This is a genomic window from Microbispora oryzae, assembly GCF_017896165.1.
Lineage (GTDB): Bacteria > Actinomycetota > Actinomycetes > Streptosporangiales > Streptosporangiaceae > Microbispora > Microbispora oryzae.
On the sequence record NZ_JAFCNB010000009.1, the window covers coordinates 195,063 to 208,876 of the forward strand.

Here is a 13,814-nt window from a genome sequence, read left to right on the forward strand (position 1 = left end):
GAGGGGTCCGTCCGGGGAAGGCGGGCGACTAGGGGGCCGGTCCGGCTACACGGATGTGCAGGTCACCGGCGACGGGACGGCGTTCGATCCGTTCCACGCGCCGGTGAAGCCGAACGAGGTGGCGGCTCCGGCGGCCAGGCCGCCGTTGTAGGAGAGGTTCTTGACGGTCACGTTGGCTCCGGACTGACTGGGCGTGCCGCTCCAGAGCTGGCTGATGGTCTGCCCGTTCGGGAACGCCCAGGCGACCGTCCAGCCCGAGATGGGTGTCGCGCCCGAGTTGAGCACGGTCACCTCGGCCTGGAAGCCGCCCTGCCACTGACTGATGACCTTGTACGTGGCCGTGCAGGCCCGGCCGGTCGGCGAGGCCGACGGGCTGGGTGACGGGCTGGGCGACGGAGATGGGCTGGCCGACGGCGACGCCGACGGTGAGACCGAGGGCGACGCGGACGGTGAGGCCGAGGGCGACGCGGACGGCGAGGCCGAGGGCGACACGGAGGGTGACACGGAAGGCGACGGCGACGGGCCGCCGGTCGGCGCGTCACCCCAGATCGTCGTGCCGCCCGAGTGCAGCGTGATGTTCCGCACGGTCACCGGCGTCGATCCCGGTGTCGTCGCCACTCCGGTGTAGGACCAGTCGTTCGCCGGATCCCAGGTCCCGGAGGAGGCGATGCGGAACTGGACCTCCCGCCGTGACTCCGACTGTCCCTGCGGCGCGATGGCCTGGCCGGAGCAGTCGATCGTGACGTAGTAGATCTTGCCGGAGAAGAGGGTCGGTCCCGTCGGCGGCTTGCACTGGTTGTACGCGGAGGTCAGCGTGATCTGGCTCGGCGTCGTGCTGCCGTCGAGGGTGAAGTAGTAGCGGAACGACCCGTCCGTGAGCGCGCGCGCCGGCCACGCCGAGTGGTTGACGACCAGCGTCTTGATCTCGGTGAAGTTCGGGCCGGTCGCGTTGACGGACGCCTGGACGTAGATCTCCGGGCCGTCGGGGGTCTCCGCCACCGGGAAGTTCGCGAGCGGCGTGCCGCCGTACTCCTTGTACAGTCGCGCCAGCGCGCCGGTGAAGGCGGCGTTGTAGTCGGTGGCGACCTCGTTCGACGTGTAGTCGTTACGGCTGTCGGTATAGGCGTCGTCGGCCGACTTGGGGCCGCCCACCAGGGCGCCGTACAGGATGTGGCGGCTCTGGGCCGGCTCGTTGATGTTGTTCGACCAGGAGCCGTGCGCGGTCCGGTGATGGGGGTTACGCGGCGGGTTCGCCCCGAAACCGACCATGTACGAAGACTTGCGCGGGTTGTCGCCCAGAGCGTAGTTGATCTGACGTACGGCGAAGTCGTGGTAGCGCGACTTGCGGGTGGCGTCGGTCAGCCAGTCGCTGTAGACGAACGCCGTGAAGGCGGTGTTGGCGGCGTAGCGCAGCGACCCCCACGTGTCGAGCACCGCCTCGCCGCCGGGGGAGTACGGCACGTGCTGCCCGTTCACCCCGACCGTCCAGTAGTCGAGCCATCGGTTGGCGTCGTCGACGTACTGCTGCTTGCCCGTGAGCTTGGCCAGCAACACGTAGCAGCCGTACGACTTGTCGTCCCACGCGATCGTCCACTTGTACGACTTGGTGGTCGACTGCGGCTCGGTGCCGAGGTTGGCGTAGTACGACTCGGCCTTGGCGAGATAGGAGGAGTCCTGGGTGGCCCGGTAGAGCCAGATGGCGCCCCAGACCAGCTCGTCGTTGTAGCCGCTCCACGACTGGTAATAACCGGCCGCGTCGGTGATGCAGTCGCTGTACTTCTTCCTGACCGTGTCGGCGAACGTGTAGAGCTGCTTGGCGTGGGTCAGCAGGGTGTCGGCGTACGAGGGGTTCGTGGACCGGAAGACCATCGAGGAGGCCGCCATCGCGGCGGCGGTCTCGCCGGCGAGGTCGGAGCCGCCGCACGACGAGTCGATCTTGTAGGCCGGCCGGTTCATCGGGAGCACCTCGGCCGGGCCCCACCAGGCGTGGTCGGTGCCGCCGTTGCCCACCTGCCCGTACAGGACGTTGGGCGAGGGGTGCGCCTTGATGAAGTAGTCGTTGACGAACTTCAGGTTGTTCAGCAGGTAGGTGAGCTGCCCCGACGACGTGTAGGCGTCTCGATACTCGATCGCGCCCCACGCGAGCATCGTGGTACTCGCCGCCATCGGCAGGCCGAACTTGACGTGGTCGCCCGCGTCAAACCAGCCGCCCGTGAGGTCGAGCCCCACGTCCTTGCCGTCGTTGAGCGCGGAGTCGCCGCGCCACGTCACGCGGTTGGTGGACGGCAGCTTGCCGGACTGCTGCGCCTCGTAGAAGAAGAGCGACTTCTGCAGCGCCTCGCCGTAGTTGAACGCGGGCGCGGCGGACGCCGCGGTGGGGACCACCGCGGCGGTGAGCATCAGCGTCGCAAGAGCCAGAAACGTACGCCGCATTTATGAGCCTCGCAATGTGGGGGGTCGGGGGCGCGGCGGCGGGTCAGGCGCCGCCGCGCCCCGGCTGGCTTGGGGTGCGGTGAAGGGTCAGGCGACACCGCACCCCGGCCTGTGGGACCGGTCGCCGGTCAGGCTCAGCCGTTCGGGAACAGCACGCCGTACTGGCCGAGCGCGGTGGCCACGTCGACCTGCGCCCAGAACCGGTGGTAGTGGAAGACCGGCGCGGAGGCCGTGCCGTCCAGGTACGCCTGGACCTTCGGCCAGTCCGGGTCGTTCTTGTACCAGGACCGGATGGAGATGAAGGTCGAGTTGCTGTTGATCGTGTCGCCGTTCGGCATCTTGCCGGTCCAGCCGGACGGGACGTAGATCGGGTCGTCGAGACGCTGGTAGTCGGTCTTCGTCTCGGGAACCGACACGCCCTTGCTGTCCTGGTGGTACTGCCAGATACCGTCGAGCAGCGCCTTCGCCGTCGTCTTGGCCTGGGTGTTGTTGGCCTTGGCGGCGTAGAACATCAGCAGCTTGGCGTACGAACCGGCCACGCCGATGTCGTCGGTGTAGTCGACGATGCTGACGTGCAGGCCGGTGTTGGCGGCCGGCATGCCCGTCCCGCTGAAGCTGGAGTCAGGCTGGCCGGTCCACTTCAGGGTCGAGGGGAACTGGTAGCTGCCGTCGGAGTTGACGGTGGTGTTGGCCAGCGCCCAGCTCACCCACTTGTCGAGGATGGTCTTGGCGTTGGCGTTGCCCGTGGCGTAGTAGTACTCGGCCACGCGCTCCATCGACCACGCCTGGAAGCCGAACCACTGGTTCGACGGCGGGTCGTGGTAGACCGGCTCCCAGTCGTAGGCCATGCCGAAGAACTTCGGCAGGGTCGACGGCGGAGCGGCGTAGTGACCCTCCCAGCTGTTGGTCGCGCCACCGGCGATGGCGCCCTCGGCCGACTGCAGCCACCGGTAGAACTGCACCTGCCGGGTGAGGCTGGTCGTCCAGTCGCTGACGGCGGTCGAGCCCTTGGGCTTGAGCGCGTTCACGTTCGACAGCGCCCACGCGGCCAGCGGGTTCTGGTAGCCCGAGTGGTTGTGGCTGGAGCCGATGCGCCAGGCCCATCCGGCCGACGTGTCGTACGCGCCGCCCCAGGCGTAGTACCAGGACAGCAGGTAGTTCGACGCGTTCTTGCCGGTGCCCGCCGGGCACGAGGTGCTGGTGCAGCCCGGCTGCTTGAAGTACTTGTCGTACATCGAGTAGCGCAGGTAGTCGCCCATCTTCGCGGCGTTGGCCACCGCGGTCGAGACCTGCGACTGCTTGCCCTGCTCGGTCGCCCAGGTCAGCGCCCAGTAGGCGGCCTGGACGGCGCGGGCGTCGGCGTCCGGCGCGTTGGTGTACTTCCACTGCTTCGCGTACGACTGGTCACCCGTGAACAGGTCGAGGAACCCGTTGGGGCCGCCGAACTTGAAGGTGTCGCACGACGGCTGCGGGATGGTCTCGAAGACCGACTCCTCGGGGCCGCGCTGGTAGGTGTTGATGTACGCCGGCTTGGTGGTGCCGTCGCCGCAACGGCCGAAGCCGTAGGTGTTGTCGACGTCAAGCAGCCAGTGCATGCCGTAGATGTCGGAGGTGCCGTAGGCGCTCTTCAGCTCCCCGGCGATCGGGTCGCTGCCGACGCTGACGCTGTTGTCCAGCTGCGACGGGTACTGATTGATGTTGTTCCACTCGCCCGCGTACGTCGCCGGCTTGCTGGCGTCGTACTTGTCGTTCGTGGGCTGGTCGGCGTGCGACGGGATGATGTACTTCTCCATCGTCGTCCACGCGGTGTTGAACTTCGACCAGTCACCGGTGACCTTGCCGTACATGGCCTCGAGCCACAGGTAGTAGCTGAACGCCTCGGAGGTCGTCTCGTGGCCCTGGTCCGGCGCCTCGACCATCAACGTCTCGACCGAGTGGTACGGCACGCCCTGGGGCGAGAAGTACCCGTTGGCCGGGTCGTGGATCTTGTTGTACATCTTCAGGAAGTTCTGGACGTACGCGTTGTCCGGCCCGCCGGACGGGCTCGTCGACGGCGACGGCGAGGCGCTCGGCGACGTGCTCGGGGAGGCGCTGGGAGAGGCGCTCGGGGACGTGCTGGGCGACGTGCTCGGCGAGGCGCTGGGGCTGGAGCTCGGGCTCGTCGTGGGGCCGCCGCCGCAGGTCACTCCGTTGATGGAGAACGAGGTCGGCTTGGGGTTGCTGCCGTTCCACGAGCCGTTGAACCCGATGTTCGTCGTTCCGCCCGTCGGGATGCTGCCGTTCCACGACATGCTGGTGGCGGTGACGTCGGCTCCGCTCTGGCTCCAGTTGGCCGACCAGCCCTGCGTGACCTGCTGGTTTGAGGGGAACCGGAACTTGAGGGTCCAGTTGCTCAGGGCGTCACCGAGGTTCTTGATGATGATGCTGGCGGTGAACCCTCCGGAGCCTGAGCCCCAGTCGTTGGTGGTGTACGCGACGTCACAGGCGACGGCCGCGGAAGCGGGAGTCTGCGCCAGCCCGGCGAGCAGACCGCTCGCCACGGTGGCGGCCGCCAAGAAGGCGAGCCGCTTCCGTGGGCGTGGGAGCGCTCCCGTTCTAAGAGCTCTCGTTCGCATTGTCGGGGGGTCTCCAAGTGCATCGGGGAAATGGGATGCATCGGAACGGCCCTGCCTGGCGGCGGCCGTGGGTCCGATGCGAGCGATGGTGGATCTGATTCGTATGATGGGAGCGCTCCCACACAGGATTGTGGTTGGGGCCCTGGGGATGTCAATCGCGCGTTGCGTCCGTGTTACCGGACTCTGTCCGCGGGTCCCGATCACCGCGCCCTTACAGGTCTTTTACAAGCCGCCGCCAAACACGGTGCCGTCCAGCACTTGAAACATTCATCGTCTTGCGCTCCCGGCGACTCCCGGTTGGGGCGCGTGGTTAGGGCCTCCGGCTGGGGGTAGGCGCTTCCCAACCCCCTCGAAGGGAGGCAGGCCATGACCAACCAGATGGAGACGATGTCGACCGGTGAGCTCGTGCATCGGCTCTCGGAGGACGTCTCCCGCCTGGTCCGCGACGAGCTGCGGCTGGCCCGGCTGGAGATGACGGAGAAGGGGAAGCGCGCCGGTTTCGGGGCCGGGCTGCTCGGCGGAGCGGGCGTATTGGCGCTGTTCGGCGGAGGCGCCCTGGTGGCCACCGTGATCCTGCTGCTGGCGATCGTGCTGCCCGCGTGGCTCAGCGCGCTCGTCGTCGGCGTCGCGCTGATGTTGATCGCGGGCGTGCTCGGCCTGGTGGGCAAGCAGCAGGTGTCCCAGGCGACCCCGCCGACTCCGGGCGAGACGATGCGGAGCATCAGGGCCGACATCGACGCCATGAAGGGGAGTGCGCACAGATGACGGAGGCGGACCCCGGTGCCGCCCGGCCGACCGCCGGGCTGGTCGGGGTGCATCGGCAGAAGGTCACCGAACCGGTCACCGAGCCCGAGTCGCTGAACGCCGTGCCGCAACGCCGCTCGGCGCCGACGGAGGAAGACCGGGAAGGCGAAGGGGGCGACATGACAGAGAACAGCAACGTCACCCGGCGTGGCGGGCAGCAGGAAAGCCGGCAGCCAGGCTCCCAGGCAAGCACGGGGACCGTGGAGACCCCGGCGTCTTCGGGCGGCGGCACGGGCGTGCGGGCGCCGGAACGCCCGGCCGAGCACGGCCGGACAGGGGGCGACGAGATCTCGCACGTGCGGGAGGAGATCGAGCGGACCCGCGGCGACCTGGGCGACACCATCGAGGCGCTGGCCGCGAAGGCCGACGTCAAGGCCCGGGCCCGGGAGCGTGTCCACGAGACGGCGGCGGCGGCGCGGGCCAGGGCGACGGGCGTGGCCGGTCGCGTGCGCGAGGCCACCCCGGCCCAGATGCGCCACACGGCGGGCAAGGTGGCCGGGAAGGTCGGCGCGGAGACCAGGCGCCGTCCCGGCACGATCGCGGCGGCCGGAGCCGCCCTGACCGCCGCGGTGATCCTGCGGCGGATGATGGCGGCCAGGGGCGCGGCCACGCGGCGGACGGCGATGCCGTTCGGGCGGCTGATGCCGGGAAGGCGGGCCACGATGGGCACCCGGATGCGGGCCCGGATCCGTTCCCGGATGCGGAGCCGGATGGGATCCATGATGTGGCCGCGAAGGTGGTACGGGATGACCGGGTGGACGACCCCGGGGCCGGTGCGGGGGATGCTGCTCCGGCTGACACCCGGAATGAGCCACCGGATGACCGTAGGGGCCGCCCGCAGGAAGCTGACCAGGAGCGCGATGCGCAACGTCCGGGCCGCGCGGCGCCGGATCCCCGTCACCCGGTGAGCTCTGGGACCGCGTCTGACGCCGGGTGCGACGGTTCGAGGGCCGGCCGTACGGGCGACGCCGGCCCGAACCGGACCATCGGCATGGACGGCGGCCGAGGGGACGTCGGCATGAGATTCGGGCGGATCTACGAGGAGTTCGAGGTCGGGGCGATCTACCGGCACTGGCCGGGCAAGACGGTCACCGAGTATGACAACCATCTGTTCTGCCTGCTGACCATGAACCATCATCCGCTGCATCTCGACGATCAGTACGGCGCGACCACCGACTTCGGGCGCACCCTCGTCGTCGGCACGTATGTCTTCTCCCTGCTGATCGGGATGTCGGTGCCCGACGTGTCGGGCCGGGCGATCGCCAACCTGGAGGTCGAGTCGATCAGGCACCTCGCCCCGACGTTCCACGGCGACACCATCTACGGCGAGACGACCGTCCTGGACAAGCGGCTGTCGAGGTCGAAGGACGACCGCGGCGTCGTCCACGTCGAGACCGTCGGCTACAACCAGGACGGCACCGTCGTGTGCGTCTTCCGCCGCACGGTCATGGTGCCCACACGGAAGTACGCCGATGAACGCGGCGAGCACCCCGGCCGCCCTCAGCCGCGCCTGTGATGCCTGGCACCGGGATTCCCCAACCGACGCGAAGGCATCAGGTCACGCGGCGCTTCTGAGTCATCTAGGTGTCGCAGGTGCCGGACTTGCCGGAGCTCTATCCCACCGCGAGCCCGGGTTCACCTTGTACCTGGGATGCGACTATTTCACGGACTTCTACAGGTGCGCTGGATAATCTCTTCCTGGAGCGCATTCACCAGGGTCCGCAGGACAGTGCGGATGAACTGGACCATGCGAATCCCAATCTTGTACTCGCAGCAGTTGCCGCCCTTCGTAGCGCAGCACTCCGGCGGCCCGCCGGGGGTCCGCGGTCATCGCCTGTGGGCCGCCGAAGTTGCGATTCTCAGTCGTCTGGCCCTTGCTCGTTCCAGTTCGAGGCGATCGTGTCCTTGTATGCGCACGAGGCGGTGGAGTGCGATGACCAGCCCGCTCACTGCGACATCACTGATGCGCTCGGCATTATCCATAATCTTATTCACGGTTCCGATTTTCAGCACGCCATCCAGCGTTTCGGGTACGCCACCTTGATGGGATTGATCAACAGCAACAAGTTCCGGCTGGAGCTGATCACAATGGCTGCGGCCGAGGGTCACCCCGGACCATCTCATGGGAATATTTACGGCTGTCGCGGAGGGAGCGGCGCTTCGTGCCCTTATCGATCCCGGCCTGGGCGTGGTCGATCATGCCAGCCAGAGTTCTCTGCTTGGGACGGCTATATACGCGGTGATCTCGGGGTGCACCCAACCCGCTGGGTGAACGGCGCGCTCCGGTCGCGAACAACGACAGTCGCGCGCCAAGAAGGCGCAGGAGTTACGTGTTGGGGCCGTCGCTGAGGGCGAGCCCATTCCACCGGCTTGGGGCGTCCGCTGCGACGATGGGGCGGTAGGGCTGGGTGCGGGCCGCGGTCTGAGCGAGGGCGGCCGGTGGGGGCGGGCGGCCTGAGGCGCTCGCGCGGCGGCCCGTACGGCGAGAGACCGAGCTCGCTGGAGGCGTGATGGACTTGGAGCTCAACGAGGACCAGCGACTGTTCCGGCGGACGCTGCGCGAGTTCGTCGACGGGGAGATCGTGCCGGTGGCCTCGGAGTGGGAGCGGAGCGGGCGCTACCCGGAGGAGATCGTCGCCCGGTTCGCCGAGCTCGGCCTGTTCGGCATGACGGTGCCCGAGGAGTATGGCGGGCTCGACCTCGACCGGGTGTCGTTCGCCCTGGTCTTCGAGGAGGTCGCGCGGGGCTGGATGGGCGTGGCGGGCGTTCTCGGGTCCCATTCGATGTCGACGTGGATGATCGCCAGGTACGGCACCGAGGAGCAGAAGAGGCGCTACCTGCCCGGCCTGGCCGCCGGGATCCGCCGTACCGGGATCGCGCTGACCGAGCCGGGCGCGGGCACCGACCTGCAGGGCATCTCCACCCGGGCGGTACGCGACGGGGACCATTACGTCGTCGACGGCGCCAAGACGTGGATCACCAACGCCCGGCACGCCGATCCGCTGCCGGTGCTGGTCAAGACGTCGGCCGAGACGCCCGCCCACCGGGGGATGTCGGTGCTGCTGGTCGACGCGGGGAGCGAGGGTTTCAGGGTCGGCCGCGACCTGCCCAAGCTGGGCTACAGGGGCGCCGAGACATGCGAGGTCGTGCTGGCCGGCGTCCGCGTGCCCGTGTCGCGGCTGCTCGGCGGGGTCGAGGGGCACGGCCTGCGGCAGGTGCTGTCCGCGCTGGAACTCGGCCGGATCAACGTCGCGGCCCGGGCGGTCGGAGTGGCCCAGTGCGCCTACGAGGCGGCGCTCGGCTACTCCCGCGGGCGGCAGGCATTCGGGCGGCCGATCGCGGACTTCCAGGCGGTCCGGCTCAAGCTGGCCGACATGGCGACGGAGATCCAGGCGGCCCGGCTGATGACCTACTGGGCGGCCGCGCGGTCGGCGGCCGGTCCGGTGAAGGCCGAGGCCGCGATGGCCAAGTACTTCGCGTCCGAGGTCGCGCTGCGTGCCACGATGGAGGCCATGCGGATCCACGGCGGATACGGCTACTCCCAGGAGTTCGTGGTCGAGCGGCTCTATCGGGACGCGCCCCTCATGGCCATCGGAGAGGGCACCAACGACGTGCAGCGATTGATCATCGCGAGGGCGCTCATCGACGGCGAGGCCGTTCTTGGCTGGTGACCTGTTCGGCGGCTACGCGGCGGGCTGCCTGTTCTGTGAGATCGCCGCCGGTGACAAACCGGGATACGTGGTGCTGTCGGACGACGTGGCGGTGGCCTTCCTCGACACCCGGCCGGTCTTCAAGGGACACGTGCTGGTCGTGCCGAACGGCCACGTCGAGACCCTCGCCGACCTGCCCGTCGAAGCGGTCGGTCCCCTCTTCCGGAAAGTCCAGGCGGTCGCCCGGGCCGTGGAGGAGGGCCTGGCGGCGGCCGGCACGTTCGTCGCCATGAACAACAAGATCAGCCAGAGCGTGCCTCACCTGCACGTCCATGTGGTGCCGCGCAACCGGAAGGACGGACTGCGCGGCTTCTTCTGGCCGCGGGTGAAGTACGAGGGCGACGCCGAGATCGAGGACTACGCGGCACGCGTCCGGTCCGCCCTCAGATCATGATCTACATTGTAAAGGCACCGCACGCGCCGCACCGGCCCTGAACGGGCGCGGCGCCGCCGCGTGACCCTGAGGAGACGACGATGACCTTCGAGACCACCGCTTCGCCGGCCGCCAGCCGCGCGTTCCCGCTGACGCCGGCCCCGATCCACGTGCCGGACGACGTGCTCACCGATCTTCGGCACCGCCTGGAGCTGACGCGCTGGCCCGACGACGTGGGCAACGAGGATGGCTACTACGGCGTCCGGCGCGTCTACCTGGAGGAGCTCGTCGACTACTGGCGGACTGGATACGACTGGCGCAGGGCCGAGGCGGCGATCAACGCCTACGAGCACTACCGGGTCGAGGTCGACGGCGTCCCGGTGCACTTCATGCGCAGGCCCGGCACCGGTCCCCGCCCGACGCCGCTGATCCTCACGCACGGCTGGCCCTGGACGTTCTGGCACTGGTCGAAGGTCGTCGACCCGCTGGCCGATCCCGGCTCGTACGGCGGCGACCCCGCCGAGGCGTTCGACGTGATCGTGCCCTCGTTCCCCGGCTTCGGGTTCTCCGGACCGCTGCCGAATCACCCCGACATGAACTTCTGGAAGGTCGCCGACCTCTGGCACACCCTGATGACCCGCACCCTCGGGTACGAGAAGTACGCGGCGGCGGGCTGCGACGTGGGCGCCCTGGTCACCGGCCAGCTCGGGCACAAGTACGCCGGGGAGCTCCACGCCATCCACATCGGCTCCGGCCAGATGCTCACCATGTTCAACGGTGACCGGGCGTGGGACCTCAGCGGCGGACGGCGGATCCCCGAAGGTCTGCCCGCCGACGTACACGCTCGGGTGGTCGCCCTGGAGAAGCGGTTCGCCGTTCATCTCGCCGCCCACGTGCTGGCGCCGAGCACGCTCGCGTACGGGCTGTCCGACTCGCCCGCCGGCATGCTCGCCTGGATCCTCGAGCGCTGGATGAAGTGGAGCGACAACGGCGGCGACATCGAGACCGTCTTCACCATGGACGACCTGCTCACCCACGCGATGATCTTCTGGGTGACCAACTCGATCGGCACGTCGATCCGCACCTACGCCAACAACAACCGCTACCCGTGGACCCCGTCCCACGATCGCCTGCCGCCGGTCGAGGCGCCCACCGGCCTCACGTTCGTCGGGCACGAGAACCCGCCCGGGGTCACCACCGACCGGCGGGTCGAGCACTTCCTCGGCACCGACCGCGCGGCCTGGTACAACCTCGTCAACGTGACCGCGCACGACCGCGGCGGTCACTTCATCCCCTGGGAGATCCCGGGGGAGTGGGTCGACGACCTGCGGCGCACCTTCCGCGGCCGCCGATGACCCGCTGACAACACGCCGAGAGACCCACCCGCGCGATTCACCCATGTGCGGCCCGCGTGCCCCGTGGCGCGCACGTACGCAGTAGGCTCCGGCGGCGTGGAACCGCTCGTCGCCGTGCTCGTCGTCGCCGCTCTGGTCGGAGTGCCCGGCGTGGTGCTGTGGCGGCTGCTGCGCGGGCGCCGCGACCTGGGGAGCAGCCCGGCCGAGCGGGCGACGTTCGAGACGCTGCACACCGCGTCGCTGGCCGCGCCGCCGCTGCGGGCGGGGCTGACGCAGGCCGGGGCGCTGAAGGCGTCGCGTCACCTGCGGGAGCTGCTCGGCTCGCCCGCCGTGGCGGTCACCGACCGCGAGCAACTGCTCGTCTACGACGGCGCGGGCGACCATCACGCCCAGGACGCGTTCGAGCACGCCGCGGCGACCCTGGAGGACGGCCGCACGCAGGTGCTGGCGCTCGACTGCCCGTTGTACGAGTGCCCGGTGCGGCACGCGGTCGTCGTGCCGCTCACCACGGACGACCGCGTCGTGGGCTCGCTCGCCGTGTACGGCGACCACGCGTCGGCCGGTCTGGTGCGGGCCGCGCAGGAGGTGGCCCGATGGGTCGACTCGCAACTCCAGCTCGCCGAGCTGGACCGGTCGCGGACGATGCTCATGGAGGCCGAGGTCCGGGCGCTGCGCGCGCAGATCTCGCCCCATTTCATCTACAACTCGCTCACCACGATCGCGTCGTTCGTCCGTACGGATCCGGAGCGGGCGCGGGAGCTGCTGCTGGAGTTCGCCGACTTCACCCGCTACTCCTTCCGGCGGCACGGCGACTTCACCACCCTGGCCGAGGAGCTGCGCTCGATCGATCGCTACCTCACCCTGGAGCGTGCCCGCTTCGGCGACCAGCTCCAGGTGACGCTGCGCATCGCCCCCGAGGTGCTCCCGGTCGCCGTGCCGTTCCTGTGCCTCCAGCCGCTGGTGGAGAACGCCGTACGGCACGGCCTGGAGAGTAAGCCGGGGGTCGGCCGGATCACGATCGTCGCCGAGGACGCGGGCGCGCAGTGCTGCATCACGGTGGAGGACGACGGCATCGGCATGGACCCCGAGCGGCTGCGCCGGGTGCTCGCCGGTGAGGACCGCTCCGGCGCGGGCGGCATCGGCCTGGCGAACGTCGACGAGCGGCTGCGCCAGGTCTATGGCGATGAGTACGGCCTGGTGGTGGAGACCGGTCCGGAGGCGGGGACCAAGGTGACCGTGCGGGCGCCCAAGTATCACCCCGGCGTCGCGGCCGACAATCGGTGAAGACAGCTGCAGGCTCGCAGCTGTGATGCTGTCGTGATGCCGGGAAACGTTGACTTCGGGATATCCGGGTCATCACTCTCTAGGAGATTGTTCCGTGAGAGGGGTGGTCGTGAGCGGTGTGCGGGTCCTGGCTGTGGACGACGAGCTGCCCGCCCTGGAGGACCTGTCCTACCTGCTCCGGGCGGACTCGCGGATCGGCGACGTCCTCACCGCGCGCGACGGCGCCGCGGCGCTGCGGCTGCTCGACCGGGCCATCGCGGACGGACGGCCGGTCGACGCGGTCTTCCTCGACATCCGGATGCGCGGCCTGGACGGCGTCGTCCTCGGCCGGCTGCTCACCCAGTTCACCCGCCCGCCGAAGATCGTCTTCGTCACGGCGTACGACGAGCACGCCGTCGACGCCTTCGAGCTGAAGGCGGAGGACTACCTGCTCAAGCCGGTACGGCCGGAGCGCCTGGGCGAGGCGATCAGGCGGGTGTGCGGCAGCCGTACGGAGACCGTGGCGGGCCGGCAGGCCGACACCATCCCGGTCGAGCTGGGCGGGGTGACCCGGTTCGTGTCGAGCGCCGACGTCCGATACGTCGAGGCGCAGGGCGACTACGCCCGCCTGCACACCGCGAACGGCAGCCACCTCGTCCGCATCCCCCTCGCGACGCTGGAGGAGCGGTGGGGGTCCTCCGGGTTCCTGCGGGTGCACCGCAGCCATCTCGTCGCCGTCAAGCACATCGAGGAGCTCCACATCGACTCGGGCAAGTGCGTGGTGCGGGTGGGGGAGACGGAGATCCCGGTCAGCCGCCGTCACACCCGTGAGCTGCGCGACCTGCTGGTGCGCCGGGCCAGGAGGGGCGATGCCCGGTGAGGGCCGCGTGAACGGGAAGCCGCGCCGCGTCGTCGTGATGAGCCCGCGCGCCGCCGCCGCGCGCCGGCCACGCCACCCGCTGACCCGGGAGATCGACGAGCAGACCCGGCTGGGCGAGGTCTACATGCGGTCGCTGGTCAGGACGCAGTTCCGGCTCGCGCTGTTCGTCTGCACCGTGCTCGCCTGCGTGGTGGGCGGGCTCCCGCTGCTGTTCCTGCTGGTCCCGCAGTTGCGCGACGCGCGGCTCTTCGGGCTGCCGGTGCCGTGGGTGGTGCTGGCGGGGCTCATCTATCCGGCGTTCGTCGCCGGCGCCTGGCTCTACGTGCGTCAGGCGGAGCGCAACGAGCGGGACTTCGCCGACCTGATGGAGCGCCGGTGAGC

At 69.5% G+C, this 13,814-nt stretch carries 12 protein-coding genes; 9 read left to right on the forward strand and 3 right to left on the reverse strand.

Annotated features, from left to right (window positions below; all coding sequences use genetic code 11):
- Positions 1-45 precede the first annotated feature (45 nt).
- On the reverse strand, positions 46-2,433 hold the full coding sequence (locus JOL79_RS18365) for a glycoside hydrolase family 9 protein (protein ID WP_210157054.1): 2,388 nt from the start codon (positions 2,431-2,433) through the stop codon (positions 46-48).
- A 134-nt stretch (positions 2,434-2,567) separates the two neighbouring features.
- Complete coding sequence (locus tag JOL79_RS18370) at positions 2,568-5,048, reverse strand: glycoside hydrolase family 48 protein (protein WP_210157055.1); 2,481 nt, start codon at positions 5,046-5,048, stop codon at positions 2,568-2,570.
- Between the two features lie 366 nt (positions 5,049-5,414).
- Here JOL79_RS18370 and JOL79_RS18375 point away from each other — a divergent pair, with 366 nt between their 5' ends.
- The 3 genes from JOL79_RS18375 (at position 5,415) to JOL79_RS18385 (ending at position 7,368) form a co-directional block, all read left to right on the forward strand.
- A complete protein-coding gene (locus JOL79_RS18375) occupies positions 5,415-5,813 on the forward strand; it encodes a phage holin family protein (protein ID WP_210157056.1) in 399 nt (132 codons plus the stop codon).
- The gene (locus JOL79_RS18380; RefSeq protein WP_210157057.1) at positions 5,810-6,760 is read left to right on the forward strand and encodes a DUF3618 domain-containing protein; all 951 of its coding nucleotides are present in this window, start codon (positions 5,810-5,812) and stop codon (positions 6,758-6,760) included. Before JOL79_RS18375 ends, JOL79_RS18380 begins: the two co-directional genes overlap by 4 nt.
- A 110-nt stretch (positions 6,761-6,870) precedes the next feature.
- Positions 6,871-7,368 carry a MaoC family dehydratase gene (locus JOL79_RS18385; RefSeq protein ID WP_210157058.1) on the forward strand — a complete coding sequence of 166 codons (498 nt, stop codon included), beginning with the start codon at positions 6,871-6,873 and terminating at the stop codon, positions 7,366-7,368.
- 311 nt (positions 7,369-7,679) lie between these two features.
- Here the strand turns inward: JOL79_RS18385 and JOL79_RS18390 are convergent, their stop codons facing one another.
- The gene (locus JOL79_RS18390) at positions 7,680-7,961 is read right to left on the reverse strand and encodes a hypothetical protein (protein WP_210157059.1); all 282 of its coding nucleotides are present in this window, start codon (positions 7,959-7,961) and stop codon (positions 7,680-7,682) included.
- A 401-nt stretch (positions 7,962-8,362) separates the two neighbouring features.
- On the opposite strand from JOL79_RS18390, the gene JOL79_RS18395 reads away from it, so the two are divergent.
- The 6 genes from JOL79_RS18395 (at position 8,363) to JOL79_RS18420 (ending at position 13,812) form a co-directional block, all read left to right on the forward strand.
- Positions 8,363-9,523 carry an acyl-CoA dehydrogenase family protein gene (locus JOL79_RS18395; RefSeq protein ID WP_210157060.1) on the forward strand — a complete coding sequence of 387 codons (1,161 nt, stop codon included), beginning with the start codon at positions 8,363-8,365 and terminating at the stop codon, positions 9,521-9,523.
- Complete coding sequence (locus tag JOL79_RS18400) at positions 9,513-9,956, forward strand: HIT family protein (protein WP_230984999.1); 444 nt, start codon at positions 9,513-9,515, stop codon at positions 9,954-9,956. The genes JOL79_RS18395 and JOL79_RS18400 overlap by 11 nt, the downstream gene beginning before the upstream one ends.
- Positions 9,957-10,036: 80 nt before the next feature.
- Complete coding sequence (locus tag JOL79_RS18405) at positions 10,037-11,290, forward strand: epoxide hydrolase family protein (protein ID WP_210157061.1); 1,254 nt, start codon at positions 10,037-10,039, stop codon at positions 11,288-11,290.
- Between the two features lie 96 nt (positions 11,291-11,386).
- Positions 11,387-12,574 carry a sensor histidine kinase gene (locus JOL79_RS18410; protein ID WP_210157062.1) on the forward strand — a complete coding sequence of 396 codons (1,188 nt, stop codon included), beginning with the start codon at positions 11,387-11,389 and terminating at the stop codon, positions 12,572-12,574.
- A gap of 109 nt (positions 12,575-12,683) precedes the next feature.
- Positions 12,684-13,433 (forward strand): LytR/AlgR family response regulator transcription factor, encoded by a 750-nt coding sequence (locus JOL79_RS18415; RefSeq protein ID WP_210157162.1) that lies wholly within the window; start codon positions 12,684-12,686, stop codon positions 13,431-13,433.
- On the forward strand, positions 13,423-13,812 hold the full coding sequence (locus JOL79_RS18420; RefSeq protein ID WP_230985000.1) for a hypothetical protein: 390 nt from the start codon (positions 13,423-13,425) through the stop codon (positions 13,810-13,812). Before JOL79_RS18415 ends, JOL79_RS18420 begins: the two co-directional genes overlap by 11 nt.
- Positions 13,813-13,814: the final 2 nt, after the last annotated feature.